We start from the raw sequence: 20349 nt of genomic DNA, 5'->3' as shown, positions 1-20349 counted from the left end.
CGGGCTCTGAGCGGGGATGCCACAATTGCCCGCATGGCTTACGACGATCTCCGCTCGCTGCTCCGGGCCCTCGAGCGGGAGGGCGACCTCAAGCGCATCAAGGCCGAAGTGGACCCGTACCTAGAGGTCGGGGAGATCGTCGACAGAGTGAACAAGGCGGGCGGACCCGCGCTGCTCTTCGAGAACGTCAAGGGCTCGGCGATGCCGCTGGCCATGAACGTCTTCGGGACCGACCGGCGCCTGCTGAAGGCCCTCGGGCTGAAGTCGTACGCCGAGATCAGCGAGAAGATCGGCGGCCTGCTCAAGCCGGAGCTGCCGCAGGGCTTCATCGGCGTCCGCGAGGCCTTCGGCAAGCTCGGCTCGATGGTGCACGTGCCGCCGAAGAAGGTGAAGGGCGAGTCCGCGCCCGTCCAGGAGGTCGTCCTCACCGGCGACGACGTGGACCTGGACCAGCTGCCGGCCCTCTTCACCTGGCCCAAGGACGGCGGGTCCTTCTTCAACCTCGGCCTGACGCACACCAAGCACCCGGAGACGGGCGTGCGCAACCTCGGCCTGTACCGCCTCCAGCGCCACGACAAGCGCACCATCGGCATGCACTGGCAGATCCACAAGGACAGCCGCAACCACTACGCGGTGGCCGCGGCGCGCGGTGAGCGGCTGCCGGTCGCGATCGCCTTCGGCTGCCCGCCGGCCGTGACGTACGCGTCGACCGCGCCGCTGCCGGGCGACATCGACGAGTACCTCTTCGCCGGGTTCGTGGCGGGCAAGCGGATCGAGATGGTGGACTGCAAGACGGTCCCGCTCCAGGTCCCGGCCCACGCCGAGGTGGTCATCGAGGGCTGGCTGGAGCCCGGGGAGACGCTCCCCGAGGGCCCCTTCGGCGACCACACCGGCTTCTACACCCCGCAGGAGCCGTTCCCCGCGCTGAAGATCGACTGCGTGACGATGCGGAAGCGTCCGCTGATCCAGTCGATCGTCGTCGGCCGGCCGCCGACGGAGGACGGCCCGCTGGGACGCGCGACGGAACGCTTCTTCCTGCCGCTCCTCAAGATCATCGTCCCGGACATCGTGGACTACCACCTCCCCGAGTCGGGCGGCTTCCACAACTGCGCGATCGTCTCGATCGACAAGAAGTACCCGAAGCACGCGCAGAAGGTCATGCACGCCATCTGGGGCGCGCACATGATGTCGCTGACCAAGCTGATCATCGTGGTGGACAAGGACTGCGACGTCCACGACCTCCACGAGGTCTCCTGGCGGGCGCTCGGCAATACGGACTACTCCCGCGACCTCACCGTCGTGGAGGGCCCGGTGGACCATCTGGACCACGCCTCCTACCAGCAGTTCTGGGGAGGCAAGGCGGGCATCGACGCCACGAAGAAGCTGCCGACCGAGGGCTACACCCGGGACGGCGGCTGGCCTGACATGGTCGAGTCCGACCCCGCGACCGCGGCCCTGGTCGACAGTCGCTGGAAGGAGTACGGACTGTGAGCACCGTCGACGGGGGCCCGGCCCTCTTCATCGGCACCGACACCGTGTACGTGGCCCTGGTGCGCCCGAGCCTCGACCCGGCCGACCCGGGCGTCCGCGAGGCCGCCGCGGAGGCGGGCGTCTCGCCCGAGGAGTTCGCGGGCCCCGGCAACGTCTGGGCGCTGATGCTCGACGAGGACGGCGAGGGCGACGGCTTCGAGCTGCCCGGCGCGCGGGACATCGAGGCGGACGACTTCGCGGAGCAGCTCCAGCGCGCCCTAGTCGCGGGCGAGCCGTTCAGCGCGGAGGCCGGGAACTTCCTGCGCCTGGAGGCGCGCCCGTCTCCCACCACCTGGCAGCTGACCGCCCACGTCACCCCGCCGGAGGGCCACGACGCGGGCCCGTGGACCCTGGAGCTCGGCACGCTCCCCACGGCGGACCTGCTGGCCGACCTCGAAGAGTTCCGGAGAACCCTCGCATGATGACCACCGCCGACGAGGTCGTCGGACCCGGGCCCGCGCCGCAGGCCAGCGGCAAGGTCAAGGCGTTCCTGCGGCTCGTGATGATCGAGCACTCGGTCTTCGCGCTGCCCTTCGCCTACATCGCCGCGCTCACCGCCATGTACACGCTCGACGAGCGGATGCACTGGACCAAGCTGCTGCTCGTCACCGTCTGCATGGTGGGGCTGCGGACCTTCGCGATGGCGGCCAACCGGATCATCGACCGGGAGATCGACGCGCGGAACCCGCGGACCGCCGGGCGCGAGCTGGTGACGGGCGCCGTCTCGGTCCGCTCCGCCTGGACCGGGGCCGGGATCGCCCTCGTCGTGTTCCTCGGCGCGGCGGCGCTGCTGAACCCGCTCTGCCTGATGCTGGCGCCGATCGCGGTCGTGCCGATGGTGGTGTACCCGTACGGGAAGCGGTTCACGAACTTCCCGCACGCCATCCTCGGCATCGCCCAGGCGATGGGCCCGGTCGGGGCCTGGATCGCGATCACCGGCACGTGGTCCTGGGACGCGGTGATCCTCGGCCTCGCGGTGGGCGTGTGGATCGGCGGCTTCGACCTGATCTTCGCCTGCCAGGACGTGGCCGCGGACCGCGCGGAGGGCGTCAAGTCCGTCCCGGCCCGCTTCGGCATCCCGGCCGCCCTGTGGGGCGCGCGCGGCGCACACGTCGTCACCACGGGCCTGCTGGCCTGGTACGCGGTGGCGACGGACGCGGGCTGGCTGTTCTGGCTCGGCCTGCTGATCGTGGTCGGCGCCTTCCTCTACGAGCACACCATCGTCACTCCGCACGACCTGTCCCGCCTGAACCGCGCCTTCTTCACGGTGAACGGCTTCATCGGCATGGCCCTGTTCGTGTGCGCGCTGCTCGACCTGGTGGTGCGGGGGCTGTCGCTGTAACTCGATCGTGTGTCCCGGCCGGATTCGGCGGTTCGTGACCTGCCCCGCTGACTAGCCTGCGGCCGTGACCTCGCGGTCGTCCCTGCCGCGGAGGCCGACCGGAACCTCAGCGCCTACCCGCCCGACCTGGTCGAGCTCGTCATCGAGGTCGTCTCCCCGAGCAGCGTGCGCAACGACTACGAGGTGGGAGACGGTCACCGTGGAGACCGGCATCGGGAAGGGGGCCGTGGACACGGCCGCGCTGCCCATCGACCCCGGCGCCGCAGGCTAGAGCGCCGCCACCTCCGGCCGCGGCCGGGCGAGCAGGGCGACCGCCGCGCCGGCCAGGAGGCCGAAGAGGTGGGCCTGCCAGCTGACCACCGAGTCCGTGGGGAGGGCTCCGGCCAGGAAGGTCGTGCCCCAGACGGCGGCGATGACCACGGCGACCGCGATGCCCAGCGGGCTGCGCTCCACGAAGCCGCGGACCAGCAGGTAGCCGAAGAGGCCGAAGATCAGGCCCGAGGCGCCCGCCGTGATGCTGTGGGGCGGGGAGATCAGCCAGACGGCGAACCCGTCGGCCAGGATGATGGCCGCGCAGACGGCCAGGAAGCGGCCGATGCCGCTCAGCGCGGTGACGAAGCCGAGGACCAGCAGCGGGACGCTGTTGGAGGCCACGTGGTCGAAGCCGAAGTGCAGGAAGGGTGCCAGGGGTATCCCGCTCAGGCCGTCGGCCTCCCGCGCGGTGATGCCGTAGGTGTCCAGTGCGTGGCCCGTGGAGTAGTCGACGGCTTCGATCAGCCACAGCAGCGCCACCCAGCCCAGCATCAGCTTCGCCGCCGCCCCGACCCGGCCGCTGCGGCTCCACTGGCCCGCCCGCGTACCCGCCGGACGCATCCCGCGCTCGCTCATGACGTCACCGTCCCCTGCTCCGCCGTGTCCACCCCTTGAACGTGCGGACACCTTAGCCAGTGCCCGTCGGCGGTGGCCGGATAGTCTCGGAGGTATGACTGAGCGCAAGCGCACCCCGTGGGTGGTCGGGGTTTCCGGGGCGTCCGGGACGCCGTACGCGGCGGCGGTGATCCGCGGGCTGCTGGCGGCGGGCGAGAGCGTGGACCTGGTGGTGAGCCGGGCTTCGCGCCTGACGCTGCTGGACGAGACGGGGATCGCCTTCCGCGACGCGCACTGGCGGGACGACCTGGGGGAGTGGCTGGAACGGGGGGCCGACGGCAAGCCCGCGACCTTCGCGCGCCCGGACCTGGACGGCGTGCGCCACTGGGCGGCCGGGGATCTGGCGGCCGGACCGAGCAGCGGCTCGTACCCCGTGAAGGGGATGCTGATCGTGCCCGCGTCCACGGCCTGCGTGGCCGGGGTGGCGCTGGGCCTGTCGAAGGACCTGCTCCAGCGGGTCGCGAGCGTGACGCTCAAGGAGCGGCGCCGGCTGGTGGTGGCGGTACGGGAGACCCCGCTGAGCGGGCAGACGCTGAAGCATCTGGTGAGCCTGGACGAGGCGGGCGCAGTGGTGCTGCCCGCCTCTCCGGCGTTCTACGCGGGTGCGACGCACATCCAGGATCTGGTGGACTTCGTCGCGGGGCGGGTGCTCGACGCGGCAGGAGTGCCGCACGGGCTGTACCGCCGGTGGGAAGGGGAGCTCGGAGGCTCCCGTCCCCGGGAGGCGGGCGGTGGCGCTTAGCGCTTCTTGGCGCGCCCCGGCTTGCGCATCTTGTCGACGCGGTGCGCGGCGACGGGCTGGTCGGTGCGGGATCGGTTGGCCAGCTCCTGGAGCTGTCGCATGTGCGCGTAGGCCATCTCGATCGTGTACACGGTGAACCACTCCTGAAAATTGTCAGATCGTCGTTGATCTGTTGAAAGATTCACAGGGTGTCGACCCTGTGCACCTTAGATTCTATACGTAAACTTGAGGGATTGCCGAATAATGGAAGGCTCCAGGTATATGGACGCGGTGGACAAGCAGCTCATCCAGGCACTTCGTGAGAACGGACGCGCCTCGTACGCCGAGCTGGGCCGGCTCGTGGGCCTCTCCGGCCCCAGCGTCACCGACCGGATCAACCGGCTGGAGACGGCCGGGGTCATCACCGGCTACCGCGCGACCGTGGACGCGGCCTCGCTCGGCCTCGGCGTCACGGCGCTGATCGGGATCTCGCTCTCCGACGCCGCGGACCACGAGGACGTGGCCCGCCGGCTGCGCGACCTCTCGGAGATCGAGGACTGCTGGTTCATCGCCGGCGACGACTCGTACATGCTCAAGGTCCGGGCCGGCGACGTGGACGGGCTGGAGCGGATCATCCGCAAGCTCTCCAGCACCAAGGGCGTCTCGCGCACGCGCACGACGATCGTGCTCTCCACCAAGTGGGAGAACCGGGTCGGGGGCCTGCCGGAGGAAGCCTGAGGGCGCTGAGAGTACGGTTGGGGCGCGGTTGTGGGGCACACGTACCGCGCCGCGGACCGCGCAGGGCGGGCATGGGGACAGAGGACAGAGGAGAGGACCGGCATGGACGCTGGGTTCAAGCGTGAGCTGGAGGACAAGGTTCGCTCCGGCGAGCGGCTGACCCGTGAGGACGGCATCGCCCTCTACGAGTCGGACGACCTGGCCTGGCTCGGCGGCCTCGCCCACGAGGTGCGCACGCGCAAGAACGGCGACGTCGTCCACTTCAACGTCAACCGTCACCTCAACATGACGAACGTGTGCACGGCCTCGTGCGCGTACTGCTCGTTCCAGCGCAAGCCGGGCGAGAAGGACGCGTACACGATGCGCATCGAGGAAGCCGTCCGCCTGGCCAAGACCATGGAGAACGAGAACCTCACCGAGCTGCACATCGTCAACGGCCTGCACCCCAGCCTGCCGTGGCGGTACTACCCGCGCTCGCTCTCCGCGCTGAAGGAGGCGCTGCCGAACGTCTCGCTGAAGGCGTTCACGGCGACCGAGATCCACCACTTCGAAACGATCTCCGGCATGTCGGCCTCCGACATCCTGGACGAGCTGATCGACGCCGGTCTGGAATCCCTCACCGGCGGCGGCGCGGAGATCTTCGACTGGGAAGTCCGCCAGCACATCGTCGACCACAACACCCACTGGGAAGACTGGTCGCGCATCCACCGCCTCGCGCACTCCAAGGGCCTCAAGACCCCGGCGACGATGCTCTACGGGCACATCGAGGAGCCGCGCCACCGCGTGGACCACGTGCTCCGGCTGCGCGAACTGCAGGACGAGACCGGCGGTTTCCAGGTCTTCATCCCGCTGCGCTACCAGCACGACTTCGTGGACATGAAGGACGGCAAGGTACGCAACAAGCTCCAGGCGCGCACGACGATGGCGACGGGCGCCGAGGCGCTGAAGACCTTCGCGGTCTCCCGCCTGCTCTTCGACAACGTCCCGCACGTGAAGGTCTTCTGGGTGATGCACGGCGTGCAGACGGCGCAGCTCGCCCTCCAGCACGGTGCGGACGACATGGACGGCTCGGTCGTCGAGTACAAGATCACGCACGACGCGGACAACTACGGCACCCCGAACAAGCTGGGCCGCGAAGACCTGCTGGAACTGATCCGCGAGGCGGGCTTCCGCCCGGTCGAGCGCAACACGCGCTACGAGATCATCCGCGAGTACCCCGGCCCGGACGCGGAGCTCCGCGAGACCCCGCAGGCGATGCGGCTCTGACGCCCGCCCCGCCTCTCTGACGCTTTGGGCCCCGGCCCCCCGGTGGGGGGACGGGGCCTTTTGCGCACGAGGTGAGGTAATGGTTAACCTAGCCCTATGACCCTTACTTTCACCTTCGACCCGGTCGTCGACCCCGCCCTCGACCCCGCCCTGGCCGAAGAGTTCGCCGCGCTCTGGACCGACGTCAGCAACGCGGGAGGCGCGGTGGGTTTCGTACCGCCCGTCGTCATCGAGGACATCCGCCCCGAGGTCGACAAGCACCTCGCCGCGGCCGCCGAAGGCCGCAGCCGCCTGCTCGTCGGGCGCGACGCGACCGGCCGGGTGCGCGCCACGGCCGTCATCGCCCCCAACCAGCACCGGCTGCAGCGGCACTGGGTCTGGGTCTACACCGTCATGGTCGACACCGCCCTCCAGGGCAGCGGGGCCGGCCGCGCGCTGATGGAGGCCGTCGCCGACGCCGCCCGCACGATGGAGGGCATCGAGGCGATCCGCCTCGGCTGCCGGGGCGGCCTGGGGCTGGAGCACTTCTACGCCGCCTGCGGCTACAAGGAGGTCGGCCGCGTCCCCGGCGCGATCCGGGTGGCCCCGGGGGACGACCGCGACGACATCACGATGCTGCTGCCGCTGCACTGACCACCAGTACGCTTCGCCGGTCCGAAGGGGAGCGGGGGAGGCAGCGGTGGGAGTGACGGGATCGGGGCAGCGCTGGGACCAGCGGGTCGTGGCGCTGGCGCGGCTGAAGGGGACTTCGACGGACTGCGCGCTGTTCGAGGCCGAACTGCAGGCCCGGGGCTGGCCGGTGCTGAACCGGCGCGAGGAACAGGTTTCCGTGCCCCGGGAGGAGGCCGACTGTCGGTACACGGTCGAGGTCAGGTTCCCCGGATCGGCGATCCGGGCGTCGACCGCCGCCCGGGAACACCTCGAAGTCATATCCGACCGGCTGGTGCTCGACCTCGTCGGGGAGGCGGTGCAGCGCGTCGAGCGGGATCCGGTGGACCTGCCCGTCTGGTACGTGTACCGCCCCCCGGCGGCCGGAGAGCAGCCGGCGCAGACCCGGGCGGGCCGGTGGCGGGGGAGCGTGGCGGCCTGGGCCGCCCGCACCTTGGGCAGCCGGGACACGGGCCGTCAGGTGCGGGCCGGCAGTGAGGAGGAGGCCCTGATCCTCGCGGCGAGGTCGCTACCGGGGGTGCCCGCGGTGGCCGGGCCGTCGGCCGCGGTGGCCGGGCCGTCGGCCGAGGTGGCCGTACGCCGCTCCATGGACGTGACGCCGCCGCCACCGCCGTCGGTCTGGCCCCTGCGGCGCGGTCCCTCTCGGCGGATGGGCATGATGAGGTTCCCGGCACTGGTCGGGCTGGTGTGCGGTGCCTGGACGGCGGGGCTGTGGGGTGCCGGGCCGCTCTGGTCGGTGGTGCCCCCGCTGCCGTTCCTCCTCGGCGCCATGGCGGCCGCGCTCATGATCGCCCGCTGGGTGCTCCCCGAGCTCTCCGGCGCGAAACTCCTCGCGTTGGGGTGCAGCGCGCCCCTGCTGGCGGCAGCCTTCGGCGCCTTCGCCGTCACGACGGCCCCCGACCGGCGGCTGGGCTTCGGGTTCGTGGTGATCGGGATCGGCTTCGGCTACCTGGTGCTCACCGGGGTGTGGCTCTGGGTGCGGCAGTCGCGGTGGGCGCTCACCCTGCCCTGGCTGCTGCCCGCGCTCCTGGCCTTCCTGCCCGGCCTGTTTCCCGGCCTCGGGCTGTCACTGCCCACCTTCTACCTGGACGCCTTCGACGTCGACATGGAGGACGTCGAAGTCCCGGCGGCGATGCGCCTGCTGGCGACGTTCAGATTGCTGGCCGCGGTGCTGGTCCTGCTCATCGCCCCCGCCGTTCTCGGCTACATGCGCCACACGCACCGCATGATCACGGGCAGCTGGGTGGGGTACACCGCCGTCGCGTTCGTGAGCGTCTACGCACTGATGGCCGGTGTGGTCGGCCTGGCGTTCGTGTCGGCCTCGACCGCCGGGCAGAAAGCGGTCATCGCGGCCGCCGAGGGGGGGACCCCGAGCCGCTACTACGGGATCAAGCCCGAGTGGGTCTGTGTTCGTCCGGTCAAGGACGTGGCCCAAGTGCCCGTGGACGGAGGCGCGCTGGACCCCGTACGCCCCTACCTCTCGCTCGGTGACGCGGGCGGGACGGCCGTTCTGTGGGATCCGCGGGAGAGGGCCGCGCTGAAGGTGCCGCCGTCCGTGCTGCGGCTCGTGCCCGTCGATGACCCCCGGGGCCCGTGCCCGTAGGCCCGGCGTGCTTCACTGGACGGGCACGAAACCGACCTAGACGACACAGAGAGCAGGGGTCACCGTGTCCCTCAAGCCGAGCGCGACGATCCGTTACACCGCGATGCGCCTGGGGATCTTCGTCGGGTGCCTCGTCCTCGTCGCCGGTCTGGTCCGGCTGGGCTGGGTGCCCTCCGGTCTCGGTGACGCCAACCCCGCCTGGGTCGTGCTGCTCGCCCTCGTGATCTCCGCGCCGCTCTCCTTCGTGCTGCTGCGCAAGCAGCGCGACGAGATGTCCGCGGTCATTGCCGGACGCGTCGCGGGCGCGAAGGACAAGCTCGCCGCGAACCGCAGCCAGGAGGACGACGCGGTCGACGAGGCCGCGCGCGCCAGCCAGTAGGCCAGTTAGCTTCATCACACACCGAAATGCCTCGGCGCCGGGTTCACCACCCGCGGCGCCGGGGCTTTCGGCGTTTTCCGGGGGGTTCGCAGGGGTTTCCGGCCCGGGGTGGACCAGCCATCCCAAAGGCAGGCTTTGAGATTCCCAAAGGTGAAGTGTTAGCGTGTTCAACATGTTGACGACAGCCGCGCACCAGATGACCCCGAGCGTTCCGCTCGTGGCGCGCCTGCACGTCGACCTCTGCCGCCGCGCGTCCGCGGCCTGTTGCTGTTGTCGCTGAGTCCCGCGACCAGTTCCGCGACCAGCCCTGGCACAGCAGCGGTCCCGCCCGCCCGGCTCTTGGCTTTTCCGGGTGTTGCCGCACCGCATCACCACCACCCCACCGCACACACCGCAGAACCACCCGGAGAGTGTCCGTGTCCGCGTCACCGCAGACCCCTGCCGTCAAGGCCCCGGCCGAGACGAAGAAGTCCTCCTTCTCCTTCCCCTTCTGGGCCCAGATCGTCACCGGCCTCGTGCTCGGCGTTCTGCTCGGCTGGGTCTCCCGCAGCCAGGAGATCAGCTGGCTCGGTACGACCCTGGAGCAGATAGGCGACATATTCGTCCAGCTCCTGAAGCTGGCCGTCGCCCCGCTCGTCTTCTTCGCCATCCTGGTGTCGATCACGAACCTCCGGAAGGTGAACAACGCCGCGCGGCTCGCCTCCCGCACCCTGCTCTGGTTCATGATCACGTCGCTGATCGCGGTGGCCATCGGCCTCGCCATCGGCCTGCTCACGAACCCGGGCTCCGGCACCGGCCTCACCCCGCAGGACGGCAAGCTGCCGAAGCGCGAAGGGTCCTGGCTGGACTTCCTGACCGGCATCGTGCCGACCGACATCATCACGCCGTTCACCGAGCTGAACGTCCTGCAGATCGTCTTCCTCGCCGCCGTCGCCGGCATCGCCGCCCTCCAGCTCGGCAGCAAGGCCCAGCCGGTGCTGAACCTCGCCGAGTCCGTGCTGGAGCTGCTCCAGAAGGCCCTGTGGTGGGTCATCCGCCTCGCCCCGATCGGCACCGTCGGCCTGATCGGCACCGCGATCGCCACGTACGGCTGGGACCTGCTCGGCAAGTACGCCACCTTCACGGTCGACGTGTACGTCGGCTCCGCGCTCGTGATGTTCGGCGTGTACCCGCTGCTCCTGTGGAGCGTCGCCAAGGTCAACCCGCTCCAGTTCTTCAAGGGCGCCTGGCCGGCCATCCAGCTGGCCTTCGTCTCCCGCTCCTCGGTCGGCACCATGCCGGTCACCCAGAAGGTCACCGAGCGCCTCGGCGTCCCGAAGGAGTACGCCTCCTTCGCCGTCCCGTTCGGCGCGACCACCAAGATGGACGGCTGCGCCGCGATCTACCCGGCGCTCGCCGCGATCTTCATCGCGCAGATCTTCGACGTGCAGCTCGGCATCACCGACTACCTGCTGATCGCCTTCGTCTCGGTCGTCGGCTCCGCCGCCACGGCCGGCCTGACGGGCGCCACGGTCATGCTGACCCTGACCCTCTCCACGCTGGGCCTCCCGCTGGAGGGCGTGGGCCTGCTGATGGCGATCGACCCGATCCTGGACATGATGCGCACCGCCACCAACGTGGCCGGCCAGGCGCTGGTCCCGGTCATCGTCGCGGCCCGCGAAGGCATCCTGGACAAGGTGGCCTACGCCACCGCCTCCTCCTCCCTCCTGGACGAGCCGGCCCCGGCCGAGGTCCCGGCCCCGTCCGACTCCGCGGACGCCGACCCGGCGAAGGCCCTCGTCACCGCCTGAGCCTCGCCGCTCAACCGCCGCAGCCTCCGCCCCCGTCCGGGCGGGGGCTGCGGCCTTTCCGTGGGCGGATCAGTGGATCTGGGCGGTGGCCGCGGTCATGAATGCGCTGAGGGAGTCCTGTAGCTCCTGCTCGCGGAGGGCCAGTTCGGCGTGCGTGGATGCCGTCCGCAGGGGGGCCACGGCATCGAAGGCCGAGGTGGCGAGAGCGACGAGCGCGGAGTCCTTGGCGAGGAGACGGACGCGGAACTGGGCGTTCTCCGTGGCGGCGCCCAACCGGTCGCACTCCGTGAAGGCCTGGCGCGTCTCGGGGCCGTCGGGGGCTTCCTGCAGGCGGAACCAGAGGGTGACCGTGGCTTGCTTGAGCGCCGTCACCGCGCCCGCGTAGGCGCTGTACGCCGTCAGGCGTTCCTGTCGCAGCTGCTGGGAACGGGCGAAGAGCTCCGCTTGCGCAGTCGTGCGGCGCTGCACGGCAAAGGTGACGACCGAACCCAACAGGGTTCCCGCGACGGCGATCAAGCTGGCCAGCACAGCCTCCATCCCCGCATCCCACCACACGCGCCCGCGCCCGCACAGCCCGAAGACGGGTGTCAGTGGGGGCGGGAAGAATGTGCCGCATGACCGCAGCCGCTTCCCGCGCCCCAGCCACCGCCGCCGACTACAGCTGGACAGGGGCCTCGCCCTCGCTGTTCGCGTACGCGCTGGAGGGCGGGTACACCCTGACGCTGGTACGGGGCCTCTCGCCCGCGGAGGTGCTGGCGGTGGTGGAGGCCGAACCGCTGGGCGTCTGCGAGGGGTTCCACGGCCTGGTCTTCGAGCACACGGAGCTCCTCGACGCGTACGGGTACTCGCCCGACTCCTTCCTCGCGGGAGCCTTCACCGTGCCGGGCGAGGGAGGGGACTGGACCCTCGTGCTGGAGTTCGGCGGAGACGTCGGGACGCGGCCGCGGTTCATGGAGGCCTTGTCCGCCGGCTCGCGCGCCGTCTCGCACACGAGCAACGGGGGGAAGCCCATGGACTTCTTCCACTGGTACGAGGACGGCGAGTTGAGGACGACCTTCGAGTTCCCGGCGGACCGCACCGGCAGCACCCCCGACGCGCTGAACGCCGTCATGAGCGAGCTCGGCCTGAACCCGACGGGCGACCCGGACCCCGAAGTCGACGAGAAGGCGGCGGTGTTCGCGCTCGCCGAGCGGCTCACGGGGGTCCGGGTGACCGAGGAGCTCCTGAGGGACGCCGTGTACGTGACGGGCGAGGTGAGCGAGGAGCCCCTCGGGTAGGGGGTGGCGCGGCGCCCGCGCTGCGCCCGCACTGCGCGCAGTGCCGGCCCCGTCTGGCCGTGCGCACCGCCATCAGCAGGCCGCTCGCCCAGGCCGCGCAGTGGTGCTCAGCGGCTCAGCCCGTGCCGGACGTAGTCCGGGTGGGCCGCGCCGGTCTCGATGCGGTTCTCGTCGAGGCCGTTGACGATGCGCAGGCGGTTGCCGGCGAAGGCGAACTCCACTGCCACGGTTCCTGCCGCCAGGTCACGGCCGGCCGGCTGCCATTCGAGAAGCGTGACCTCGCGCAGTTCGCGGCCGACGAACGGTTCGAGGCGGCCGTCGCTGTGCGACCACAGGGGCGTGAGCTCGTACGACTCCCACCCGGTGATGGCCGCCGTGGTGTCGATGGCGTCCCAGCCGATCGAGAGTTCGTCGAACTTCCAGTGGCAGACCTCCACCTGGATGCCGTCGAAGTCCAGCACCACCGGGCAGTCGGCGAACCAGCTCCCGTCTTCGGCGAACCGCACCAGCGAGAACCCCGTCAGACGCCTGCCGGCCAGCGTCGCCAGACGTGATCCGTGCGCCTGCCGAACCGGGTCGACCCCGATCAGGAAGGACGGCTCGAAACCAGAGATCCCCATGTTCACAGCACATGAGTCTGCCCCCTCGGCCGCCGGGCTCGAGGGCAGGCATCTCCCCTTCGGTGTGGTTCCTCCTCGAACTGGGCCTGTATGTAAGGGATTTGCGGAACCATCCGTGCGGCGGAGGCGTTTCGAACAGTGCTCTTCTCGTTGGGAGTCGCTGAGGGGGAGGATGGATAATGGCCAGTTTGACCAGGAATCAGTGGATCGCGATGTTGTCCGTGATGGGCACGGTCGTCGCCGCGCTGATCACCGCGGCGGCGATGTTCCTTACGAACTCCGACAAGGGTGACGTCAGGAACGACTGCAGCAACTCATCCCAGTGTGCGGGCCACGACATCAACGAGAAGGGGTGATGAGGGCACGGAGATCGGGGGCCGTCAGAGGCGCCGCGCTGGCAGCGAGCGCCGTTCTGGCTCTGTCGTCGTGCGGTGGGACGGAGATCGGCACGCAGAACAACTGCAGCACCGGCGCCGACTGTGCCGGTCACGACGTCAACGGGGCTGATCAAGGCAAGGGCCCCGGCGGTGACGGTGCCGCGCTCCCGCCCACCTCGCCCGCCCCTTCGACGCCGGCGCAGTCATCGCCTCCGAATCCGCCGCCCTCGTCCTCCGTCCCCTCGGTCCCGTCGGCCCCGTCGAGCTCCTCCGTGCCGCCGGCGTCGCCGAAGCCGGCCCGGACCCCGAAGGTGCGCTGGCAGGGAACGCTGCTGCTCTACAGCAACGGGGAACCGGTGGGCTGGTGGCTGGACGGCGTACCGCCCTCCGGCGCGGTGGTCGGCGATCTCGGCCTGGAGTGCGACTGCCACCCCGGTGTGGTCTCCGGCAACGCGCTCGCGGCGTGGGACGGCGCGACGCCGCCGAGCTACCGGGACTGCTCCGAAGCGAAGGGACGGCTGGCACGGCGTGCGCTCGCGGTCCAGGCGGGGGACATGGCCTGCCTGAGGACGTGGAACGGCCGCCTCGGCTACTTCACCGTCACCGATGTGTCCGGACCTGCCGAGTTCGAAGTCAAGGTGACCGTCTGGGACGCCGGCTGAGGCCTTGCGCTGTTTCTAGGCCTCGCGGGCCGTCCGCTCCAGGCGGTCGCGGTACTCCTCCCACCAGGACGGCCGGCCCGGCGGCATGCTGGTGTTGCCCTTCTCCATCCCGACGGCTCCGTCGAGGAGTTCGCGGAGGATGTCGGCGTGGCCGGCGTGGCGGTGGGTGTCGGAGATGACGCGGACCACGGCGTGGTGCAGGGAGACCTTGTCGTCGTGGCTCGGCCACCACGGGACCGTGCCGATCGTGTCCAGGGGGAGGGCCTCGAGCGTCGCGTCCGCGTGGGCCCATGCGCGGTGGTAGAGGCCGATGACGTCCGCGCGGGACTGGTCGGCGGTGGCCCACATGTCCGCGTTGGGTTCGGCGTCCTCCGCGACCCAGGGGAGGGGTTCGCCGGAGGGGCGGCCGAAGGTGTCGCCGAGGTAGCCCAGCTCCGTGGTGGCCGCGTGCTTGACCAGGCCGAGGAGGTTGGTGCCGGTCGGGGTCAGCGGGCGGCGGGCGTCGTATTCCGAGAGGCCTTCGAGCTTCCAGAGCAGCGCCTCGCGGGCCGACTGGAGGTAGAAGCGGAGGTCGGCCTTGGGGTTCGGGTCGGGGAAGGTCATGGGAACAGTCTTCCGGGCGGATGATCTTCAGGCGTCGGTTTTCCCGGCACCCGTGGCACCCGCGGCACCCGTGGCACCCCCGGCACCCGTGGCTCTCGTCGCACCCGAAGGTGTGGCGGGAGTGGTGGGAGTGCGGGTGAGGTGGGGGTGTGGGCGGCGTGCCGTGGAGCAACGGTGAAAAGGCGGGCACAGGGGTGTTCAGGGTGGTTACCGCTAAGTAAATTACCGGCGGTAACACTCCGTACGGCCAGGGAGGCATGCCGTGATCGCCGAATCGAGCCTGGTGAGGGTCGTCAGTCCGCCGAAGCCCGTCGAGCCCGTCAAGACCGTGATCGAGGGGCGGGTGCGCCAGGTGTGGGTGCCGCCGCTGGCACCCGCGCCGGTTCAGGGGTCCCTCGGGGACATCCCCTTCGACAACGCCCGGCAGGCGCCGGGGGAAGCCGTACTCGCGTGCAAGGACCGGGACGGGACCTGGCGGGACGTCACGGCCGCCGAGTTCGCCGGCGAGGTGCTCGCCGTCGCGAAGGGACTGATCGCCGAGGGGCTGCGGCCGGGCGACCGGCTGGCCATCATGGCGCGGACCACCTACGAGTGGACCCTGCTCGACTTCGCGGGCTGGGCGGCCGGGCTGATCACCGTACCGGTCTACCCGACCTCCTCCGCGATCCAGGCGCGCTGGATCATCCAGGACTCGGGCGCCGTCGCCTGTGCGGTCGAGGACACCGCGCAGGCGCGCATCATCAGCTCGGAGCGGGCCAACCTGCCCTGGCTGCGCCACCTCTGGGAGTTCGACACGGGGGCCGTGGCCCGGCTGGTCAAGGCCGGGGAGCACGTGCCCGACGAGGTCGTGGCGGCCCGGCGGGCCGGGTGCGCGCCGGAGTCCGTCGCGACGCTGATCTACACCTCCGGGACGACGGGGCAGCCCAAGGGGTGCGTGCTGACGCACGCCAACTTCTTCGCCGAGGTGGACAACGCGGTGGAGCTGCTGCACCCCGTCTTCAAGTCGGTCAGCAAGGACCCGGCCTCGACCCTGCTCTTCCTGCCGCTGTCGCACGTCTTCGGGCGGATGGTGGCCGTCGGCTGCATGCGGGCGCGGGTGAAGCTGGGGCACGCGCCGAGCATCCGCAGCGAGGACCTCCTCGCCGACCTGGCAGGCTTCCGGCCGACGTTCCTGCTGGCGATCCCGTACGTCCTGGAGAAGGTCTACAACACGGGCCGGGCGACGGCCGAGAAGATGGGCCGGGCCTCCTCCTTCGACCGCGCGGCGCGGATCGCGCGCCGCTTCGGGGAGCTGGTGGAGGGCAAGCGGCCGGGGCTGGGCCTGCGGCTGGGCCGGGCGCTGTACGAACCGCTCGTGTACCGGCGGATCCGGGCGGCACTGGGCGGGCGCGTGCGGTACATCCTGAGCGGCGGCTCCCCGCTCGGCCGGCGCCTCGCCGCCTTCTACACGGGCGCGGGCATCGAGGTCTTCGAGGGCTACGGGCTCACCGAGACGACCGCGGCCGCGACCGTCACCCCGCCGCTGCGGCCCCGGCTGGGCACGGTGGGGTGGCCGCTGCCGGGTACGGCGGTACGGATCGCCGACGACGGGGAGGTGCTGTTGCGGGGCCCGCACGTGTTCGCGGGGTACTGGAACAGCGGCGTGGCGGTGGGCGGGGAGCAGTGGCTGTCCACGGGGGACATCGGGGAGCTCGACGACGACGGCTACCTGACGATCACCGGGCGGAAGAAGGACCTGATCATCACCTCCGGCGGCAAGAACGTGGCGCCCGCACCCCTGGAGGACTGGCTACGGGCCCACCCGCTGGTGGGCCAGTGCATGGTGGTCGGAGACAACCGGCCCTACGTCACCGCGCTGATCACCCTGGAACCGGAAGGGCTCCAGCACTGGCGGCAGATGCGCAAGAAGGTGGGCGTGCCGATCAGGGAGCTGGTGGCCGACGAGGAACTGCGGGCGGACCTCCAGCGGGCGGTCGACGAGGCGAACCGGCTGGTGTCGCGGGCGGAGTCGATCCGGCGGTTCGCGGTGCTGGAGGGGGACTTCACGGAGGAGCGGGGGCATCTGACGCCTTCGCTGAAGCTGAAGCGGGGCGCGGTCGCGCGGGACTTCGCGCGGGAGATCGATGCGCTGTACCGGCGGCCCTGACGGGCGGGCCGGAGGCGGCCCCGGGCCCCTGGGCCGCCGGGCCGCTGGGCCGCTGGGCCGCTGGGCCGCTGGGCCCGGGGCGGCGCGGGCCCGACGCGGCCCCGGGGCCGGGGTCAGCCGCGGAGGCGGCCCCGCAGGCCGCCCCCTCCCTGCTGCCGCCGCATCTTCTTCGCCTCCGACCGCAGGGCGCGCGCCCGCTTGTCCCACTGGACGGACTGGGCGTCCCCCCGGGTGTACAGGAGCTCGCGCACGGCGTCGAGCAGGGCCACCGCACGCCGCGGGTCCCCCGACTCGGCGACGCAGTGGGCGTGCTGGATCCGCAGGCCCACGGGGGTCCTCACCAGGCCGGCGGGGCTGCTCGGCAGCAACTGCTCGTAGTACGGCAGGGCTTCGCGGTACGCGCCGAGGCCGTAGCTGTCCAGGGCCAGGCGCAGCGTGACCTCGCGGACCCGCGGGTCGTCCGGGCCCAGGCCCCGCACCAGGTGGGGCAGCAGCGGCGCGAGCAGGTCCCGGCGGCGGGCCGCCTGCTCCGGCGTGCGGTCCCGCGGGGCGGCCAACGGCCGGGCACGGCCGTCGTATTCGCGGTCCAGGGCCTCCGCGAGATCCAGCCGGGCGATCAGGGTGATCTCGCTGTCGGCGCCCAGTACACGGGTGGAGCGTTCGATGACCTCCCTGAGCACGGGGAGCCACGGCCGGCCGTCGACCTGCCCGCGTGCGGCGGCGGAGCCGGCCAGCACCGCCTGCACGTCGATGGTCCGCCGGTCCTCGGGTCCCAGGATGCCCAGCAGCCGCGGGAGCACGCGTTCCAGCTCCGTCGGGTCGCCCGCCGATTGCCACAGGTACATGGAACGGTGGTAGCCCGCCTCGGCGGTCAGCGGGTCGTCGGCGCCGAGGGTTTCACCGAGGTCGCCGATCAGCAGGTCGAGCTGCCGTACGAAGGCCGGGCCGGCGCCCGTGCGGCCCGAGGCCAGGATCCGGTCGAGCCGCGCTACGAGGACCGGACGCGCGGTGTCCTGCGGTGAAGCCGTGCGGGTGCCGTCGTGGGGTCTGCGCGGGTCCGTGGGGGCCCCGCCGGCGGCGTCGTGCGCGGCGGGCGGTTCCTCGTCCCCGCGGATCAGGGCGTTCAGCCGGTCGATCACCTCGGCGGCTCCGGCCGGTCGCCCTGCCGGGTCCTTGGCGAGCAGGTCCAGCACCAGCCGGTCGGCCCCGGGAGGAAGCCCGGGCCGCAGCGAGCTGGGCGGCGGCGGCGCCGTGTGGGCGTGCGCGTAGGACAGGGCCTCGATTTCCTGCGCGGGGAAGGGGAGCCGCCCCGTCAGCAACTGCATCAGGAGGCAGCCCAGGGCGTAGAGGTCGGCCCGTCCGTCGACGGAGGGGGCGCCGAGCAGGCGTTCCGGCGCCATGTACTCGAACGAGCCGATGACGTAGCCCGTGGCCGTGAGGCCCGGCTGGTGCAGGTACTTGGCGATGCCGAAGTCGAGCACCTTCGCGCGGCCCGTGCCCGCACCCGTGCCCGGACCGCCGTACCCGGTGATCATCACGTTCAGGGCCTTGATGTCCCGGTGCACCACGTTCCGCTCGTGCGCGGCCCCGAGCGCCTCGCAGACGTCCCGGGCCCAGACGAGGGCGGACGCCGTGGGCGGCACCCCGCGGAGCAGGACGGCGGCGAGGGTCTCCCCCTCCACGAGTTCCATGACCAGGTAGACCAGCGGCCGTCCTTCGTACTGCGCCTCGCCGTAGTCGTACAGGGCCGCGATGCACGGGTGGACGAGGGTGCCCGCGAGGTGCGCCTCGGAGGCGAACCGCTCCCGGTCCTCCGCCGACCGCGGATGTCCGATCTTGACCGCGACCGTCCGGCGCACCCGGGTGTCGAAGGCCCGCCACACCTCGCCGAAGCCGCCCCGCCCCAGTAACCCGGTCAGCTCGTACCGCTCGACCAGCACGTCCTGCTCGCGCATGCGCGCGCCCCCTCACTCGCCCGGATCCGATTATGTTCGCGGGGCGGGTTGTGCGGGGCGCGTTTATGGTGAGCTGACTGGTCCGGGGGGCCGCTCCAGGAGGGTGCAGTGCACCGTTCCCCTTCCCGCTCCCGTTCCCGTGCCGGCTCGGCATCGCGGGCTCGTACCCGAATAGGCGCCGGAGCCGTCGGCACCGTCCTGGCCGGCGCCCTGCTCGCCGTCGCGCCCGGTCCGGCACCTGCGCCCGCGCCCGCGCGTACGGGGATCGAGTGGGGCGCGTGCCCCGAGAAGCCCGTGCCCGCCGGCATGCGCTGCGGCACCCTCACCGTGCCGCTCGACTACGAAGGCAACGGCAGGGGCAGCGTCGAGGGCACGCTCCGGATCGCCGTCGCCAAACTTCCCGCCACCGCGCCCGGCGGCAAGCGGCCCGGCTCCCTCGTGCTGAACTTCGGCGGCCCCGGCGCCCCCGGCATCTCCACCCTCGCCGCCGACCCCAACGCCTTCGCGGAGCTCAACAAGCGCTACGACCTCGTCGCCTTCGACCCCCGCGGCGTCGGCCGCAGCGCCCCCATCACGTGCGGAGGAGGCGCCCCGGGGGGAGGCGCGGCCCCCACCGGGCCCGCCGCCGAGCTCGCCGCGCTCAGCGCCGTCGCCCGGCGCTGCGCGCTCGACTCCGGCCCGGTGCTCCCGTACGTCGGTACCGTCAGCGTGGCCCGCGACATGGACCTGCTGCGCCAGGCCCTCGGGGAGGACGAGCTCGATTTCCTCGGGTTCTCCTACGGCACGCGCCTCGGCGCCGTCTACGCCGCGCTGTTCCCGCGCCACACCGGCCGCATGGCCCTCGACGGGGTCGACACCCTCACCGAGCCGCTCGGCGAGCAGGCCCTGCTGTCGGCGGTCGGCCAGCAGCGGGCGCTGGACAACTTCCTCGTCTGGTGCGCCCACCGGCAGGGCTGCGTCTACGGCACGAACACCCGTACCGCCAAGGAGAAGGTCCAGGCCCTCGTCACCCGCTTGGACGCAGAGCCGCTGACCGGCGAGGGCGGACTGCGCTTCACCGGGCAGGACGTGGCCGACGCCATCGGGATCGCCCTGTACTCGCAGAAGTGGTGGCCCGACCTCGCGGACGCGCTGGCCCTGGTCGAGCGGGGCGGCGACCCCGTGGGGCTGATGCAGCTCGGCGGTCCGGACGACCCGCCGCCGCCCCGGGAGGAGGTGGCCGGCGCCGTCGCCGTGCCCGCCGACAACGCGGCCGCCGCGCTCGTCGCCGTGAACTGCGCCGACGACCCGGACCGCGGCGACGCCAAGGCCTCCCCGGCGGCCGTCGCGCAGGAGCTGGCGGAGCTCCAGCCGGTCTTCCTGGCCGCCTCGCCGATCTTCGGGCCGCGCCAGCTGATGACGGTGCTGGCCTGCTACGGGCGCCCCGCCGGCACCGATTTCATCCGCAGGATCGACCGCCCTGCCGGGATCCCGCGGATCCTGCTCGTCGGTACGCGCGGGGACCCGGCCACCCCGTACGAGTGGACGGAGGAGACGGCGAAGCGGCTCGGCAACACCGTGATCGTGGACTACAAGGGCGACGGGCACACCGCGTACACCGCCTCGCGCTGCGTGCAGGGGTACGTGGACCACTTCCTGATCGACGGCCGGCTGCCCTCCGGGACGCGCTCCTGCCCCGCCGGGGAGTGAGACCGCGGAACGCGGCTCCCTCCCGGACGGGGCAGCGGCAACAGCGTGTGCCGGG

The 20349-nt window shown here is 71.7% G+C and carries 22 protein-coding genes; 16 read left to right on the top strand and 6 right to left on the bottom strand.

Annotation, left to right across the window (positions count from 1 at the left end):
- The first annotated feature begins 33 nt into the window (after positions 1-33).
- From ACE1OC_RS17640 to mqnP, 3 genes are read left to right on the top strand one after another with little or no spacing between them, the layout of a single operon-like run.
- Positions 34-1491: a menaquinone biosynthesis decarboxylase gene (locus ACE1OC_RS17640; RefSeq protein ID WP_327305209.1), complete on the top strand. Its 1458-nt coding sequence runs from the start codon at positions 34-36 to the stop codon at positions 1489-1491.
- Positions 1488-1952, top strand: coding sequence for a hypothetical protein (locus ACE1OC_RS17635; protein ID WP_407837803.1), 465 nt, complete (start codon positions 1488-1490; stop codon positions 1950-1952). Before ACE1OC_RS17640 ends, ACE1OC_RS17635 begins: the two co-directional genes overlap by 4 nt.
- Positions 1949-2872: a menaquinone biosynthesis prenyltransferase MqnP gene (gene mqnP, locus ACE1OC_RS17630; RefSeq protein ID WP_407837802.1), complete on the top strand. Its 924-nt coding sequence runs from the start codon at positions 1949-1951 to the stop codon at positions 2870-2872. The genes ACE1OC_RS17635 and mqnP overlap by 4 nt, the downstream gene beginning before the upstream one ends.
- Positions 2873-3139: 267 nt before the next feature.
- Here mqnP and ACE1OC_RS17625 read toward each other — a convergent pair whose 3' ends face one another.
- A complete protein-coding gene (locus ACE1OC_RS17625; RefSeq protein WP_407837801.1) occupies positions 3140-3760 on the bottom strand; it encodes a rhomboid family intramembrane serine protease in 621 nt (206 codons plus the stop codon).
- 94 nt (positions 3761-3854) lie between these two features.
- Between ACE1OC_RS17625 and ACE1OC_RS17620 the strand changes: the two genes are divergently transcribed.
- Complete coding sequence (locus tag ACE1OC_RS17620) at positions 3855-4541, top strand: UbiX family flavin prenyltransferase (RefSeq protein ID WP_407837800.1); 687 nt, start codon at positions 3855-3857, stop codon at positions 4539-4541.
- On the opposite strand, the gene ACE1OC_RS17615 is transcribed toward ACE1OC_RS17620, so the two are convergent.
- Complete coding sequence (locus ACE1OC_RS17615; RefSeq protein ID WP_266905748.1) at positions 4538-4672, bottom strand: hypothetical protein; 135 nt, start codon at positions 4670-4672, stop codon at positions 4538-4540. The two genes, ACE1OC_RS17620 and ACE1OC_RS17615, sit on opposite strands and share 4 nt — an antisense overlap.
- Before the next feature lie 130 nt (positions 4673-4802).
- Here ACE1OC_RS17615 and ACE1OC_RS17610 point away from each other — a divergent pair, with 130 nt between their 5' ends.
- From ACE1OC_RS17610 to ACE1OC_RS17580, 7 genes are all read left to right on the top strand, one after another.
- Positions 4803-5258, top strand: coding sequence for an Lrp/AsnC family transcriptional regulator (locus ACE1OC_RS17610; protein ID WP_243340137.1), 456 nt, complete (start codon positions 4803-4805; stop codon positions 5256-5258).
- Between the two features lie 102 nt (positions 5259-5360).
- The gene (gene mqnE, locus ACE1OC_RS17605; protein ID WP_407837799.1) at positions 5361-6524 is read left to right on the top strand and encodes an aminofutalosine synthase MqnE; all 1164 of its coding nucleotides are present in this window, start codon (positions 5361-5363) and stop codon (positions 6522-6524) included.
- Between the two features lie 96 nt (positions 6525-6620).
- Complete coding sequence (locus tag ACE1OC_RS17600) at positions 6621-7157, top strand: GNAT family N-acetyltransferase (protein WP_407837798.1); 537 nt, start codon at positions 6621-6623, stop codon at positions 7155-7157.
- Positions 7158-7203: 46 nt separating this feature from the next.
- Complete coding sequence (locus tag ACE1OC_RS17595) at positions 7204-8796, top strand: hypothetical protein (RefSeq protein WP_407837797.1); 1593 nt, start codon at positions 7204-7206, stop codon at positions 8794-8796.
- A 64-nt stretch (positions 8797-8860) separates the two neighbouring features.
- The gene (locus tag ACE1OC_RS17590; RefSeq protein ID WP_274548972.1) at positions 8861-9175 is read left to right on the top strand and encodes a DUF4229 domain-containing protein; all 315 of its coding nucleotides are present in this window, start codon (positions 8861-8863) and stop codon (positions 9173-9175) included.
- A gap of 172 nt (positions 9176-9347) precedes the next feature.
- Positions 9348-9455, top strand: coding sequence for a putative leader peptide (locus ACE1OC_RS17585; protein WP_323182336.1), 108 nt, complete (start codon positions 9348-9350; stop codon positions 9453-9455).
- 130 nt (positions 9456-9585) lie between these two features.
- On the top strand, positions 9586-10965 hold the full coding sequence (locus ACE1OC_RS17580; protein ID WP_407837796.1) for a dicarboxylate/amino acid:cation symporter: 1380 nt from the start codon (positions 9586-9588) through the stop codon (positions 10963-10965).
- 69 nt (positions 10966-11034) lie between these two features.
- Here ACE1OC_RS17580 and ACE1OC_RS17575 read toward each other — a convergent pair whose 3' ends face one another.
- Entirely contained in the window at positions 11035-11502 is a 468-nt protein-coding gene (locus ACE1OC_RS17575; protein ID WP_407837795.1) for a hypothetical protein, read from the bottom strand.
- 77 nt (positions 11503-11579) lie between these two features.
- Between ACE1OC_RS17575 and ACE1OC_RS17570 the strand changes: the two genes are divergently transcribed.
- Positions 11580-12242: a DUF6461 domain-containing protein gene (locus ACE1OC_RS17570; RefSeq protein ID WP_407837794.1), complete on the top strand. Its 663-nt coding sequence runs from the start codon at positions 11580-11582 to the stop codon at positions 12240-12242.
- 107 nt (positions 12243-12349) lie between these two features.
- On the opposite strand, the gene ACE1OC_RS17565 is transcribed toward ACE1OC_RS17570, so the two are convergent.
- A complete protein-coding gene (locus tag ACE1OC_RS17565) occupies positions 12350-12862 on the bottom strand; it encodes a hypothetical protein (RefSeq protein ID WP_407837793.1) in 513 nt (170 codons plus the stop codon).
- 188 nt (positions 12863-13050) lie between these two features.
- Here ACE1OC_RS17565 and ACE1OC_RS17560 point away from each other — a divergent pair, with 188 nt between their 5' ends.
- Positions 13051-13218 (top strand): hypothetical protein, encoded by a 168-nt coding sequence (locus ACE1OC_RS17560; protein WP_407837792.1) that lies wholly within the window; start codon positions 13051-13053, stop codon positions 13216-13218.
- A gap of 332 nt (positions 13219-13550) precedes the next feature.
- Complete coding sequence (locus ACE1OC_RS17555) at positions 13551-13901, top strand: hypothetical protein (protein WP_407837791.1); 351 nt, start codon at positions 13551-13553, stop codon at positions 13899-13901.
- 15 nt (positions 13902-13916) lie between these two features.
- Here ACE1OC_RS17555 and ACE1OC_RS17550 read toward each other — a convergent pair whose 3' ends face one another.
- Entirely contained in the window at positions 13917-14504 is a 588-nt protein-coding gene (locus ACE1OC_RS17550; RefSeq protein WP_407837790.1) for a DinB family protein, read from the bottom strand.
- A 262-nt stretch (positions 14505-14766) separates the two neighbouring features.
- Between ACE1OC_RS17550 and ACE1OC_RS17545 the strand changes: the two genes are divergently transcribed.
- Positions 14767-16650 carry an AMP-dependent synthetase/ligase gene (locus ACE1OC_RS17545; protein ID WP_407837789.1) on the top strand — a complete coding sequence of 628 codons (1884 nt, stop codon included), beginning with the start codon at positions 14767-14769 and terminating at the stop codon, positions 16648-16650.
- A gap of 113 nt (positions 16651-16763) precedes the next feature.
- Here the strand turns inward: ACE1OC_RS17545 and ACE1OC_RS17540 are convergent, their stop codons facing one another.
- On the bottom strand, positions 16764-18605 hold the full coding sequence (locus ACE1OC_RS17540; protein WP_407837788.1) for a protein kinase domain-containing protein: 1842 nt from the start codon (positions 18603-18605) through the stop codon (positions 16764-16766).
- 108 nt (positions 18606-18713) lie between these two features.
- On the opposite strand from ACE1OC_RS17540, the gene ACE1OC_RS17535 reads away from it, so the two are divergent.
- Complete coding sequence (locus ACE1OC_RS17535; RefSeq protein ID WP_407837787.1) at positions 18714-20294, top strand: alpha/beta hydrolase; 1581 nt, start codon at positions 18714-18716, stop codon at positions 20292-20294.
- Positions 20295-20349 lie beyond the last annotated feature (55 nt).

Source organism: Streptomyces stoeckheimensis (genome assembly GCF_045822005.1).
Lineage (GTDB): Bacteria > Actinomycetota > Actinomycetes > Streptomycetales > Streptomycetaceae > Streptomyces > Streptomyces stoeckheimensis.
This window is presented reverse-complemented; position numbering and strand designations above follow the sequence as displayed.

What these genes read in the sequence shown, in the direction of transcription:
- ACE1OC_RS17640 (WP_327305209.1), top strand. Translation starts at nt 34, where the DNA reads ATGGCTTACGACGATCTCCGCTCGCTGCTCCGGGCCCTCGAGCGGGAG.
- ACE1OC_RS17610 (WP_243340137.1), top strand. Translation starts at nt 4,803, where the DNA reads ATGGACGCGGTGGACAAGCAGCTCATCCAGGCACTTCGTGAGAACGGA.
- ACE1OC_RS17600 (WP_407837798.1), top strand. Translation starts at nt 6,621, where the DNA reads ATGACCCTTACTTTCACCTTCGACCCGGTCGTCGACCCCGCCCTCGAC.
- ACE1OC_RS17625 (WP_407837801.1), bottom strand. Translation starts at nt 3,760, where the DNA reads ATGAGCGAGCGCGGGATGCGTCCGGCGGGTACGCGGGCGGGCCAGTGG.
- ACE1OC_RS17540 (WP_407837788.1), bottom strand. Translation starts at nt 18,605, where the DNA reads ATGCGCGAGCAGGACGTGCTGGTCGAGCGGTACGAGCTGACCGGGTTA.
- mqnP (WP_407837802.1), top strand. Translation starts at nt 1,949, where the DNA reads ATGATGACCACCGCCGACGAGGTCGTCGGACCCGGGCCCGCGCCGCAG.
- ACE1OC_RS17620 (WP_407837800.1), top strand. Translation starts at nt 3,855, where the DNA reads ATGACTGAGCGCAAGCGCACCCCGTGGGTGGTCGGGGTTTCCGGGGCG.
- ACE1OC_RS17575 (WP_407837795.1), bottom strand. Translation starts at nt 11,502, where the DNA reads ATGGAGGCTGTGCTGGCCAGCTTGATCGCCGTCGCGGGAACCCTGTTG.
- mqnE (WP_407837799.1), top strand. Translation starts at nt 5,361, where the DNA reads ATGGACGCTGGGTTCAAGCGTGAGCTGGAGGACAAGGTTCGCTCCGGC.
- ACE1OC_RS17550 (WP_407837790.1), bottom strand. Translation starts at nt 14,504, where the DNA reads ATGACCTTCCCCGACCCGAACCCCAAGGCCGACCTCCGCTTCTACCTC.
- ACE1OC_RS17565 (WP_407837793.1), bottom strand. Translation starts at nt 12,862, where the DNA reads ATGGGGATCTCTGGTTTCGAGCCGTCCTTCCTGATCGGGGTCGACCCG.
- ACE1OC_RS17585 (WP_323182336.1), top strand. Translation starts at nt 9,348, where the DNA reads ATGTTGACGACAGCCGCGCACCAGATGACCCCGAGCGTTCCGCTCGTG.
- ACE1OC_RS17570 (WP_407837794.1), top strand. Translation starts at nt 11,580, where the DNA reads ATGACCGCAGCCGCTTCCCGCGCCCCAGCCACCGCCGCCGACTACAGC.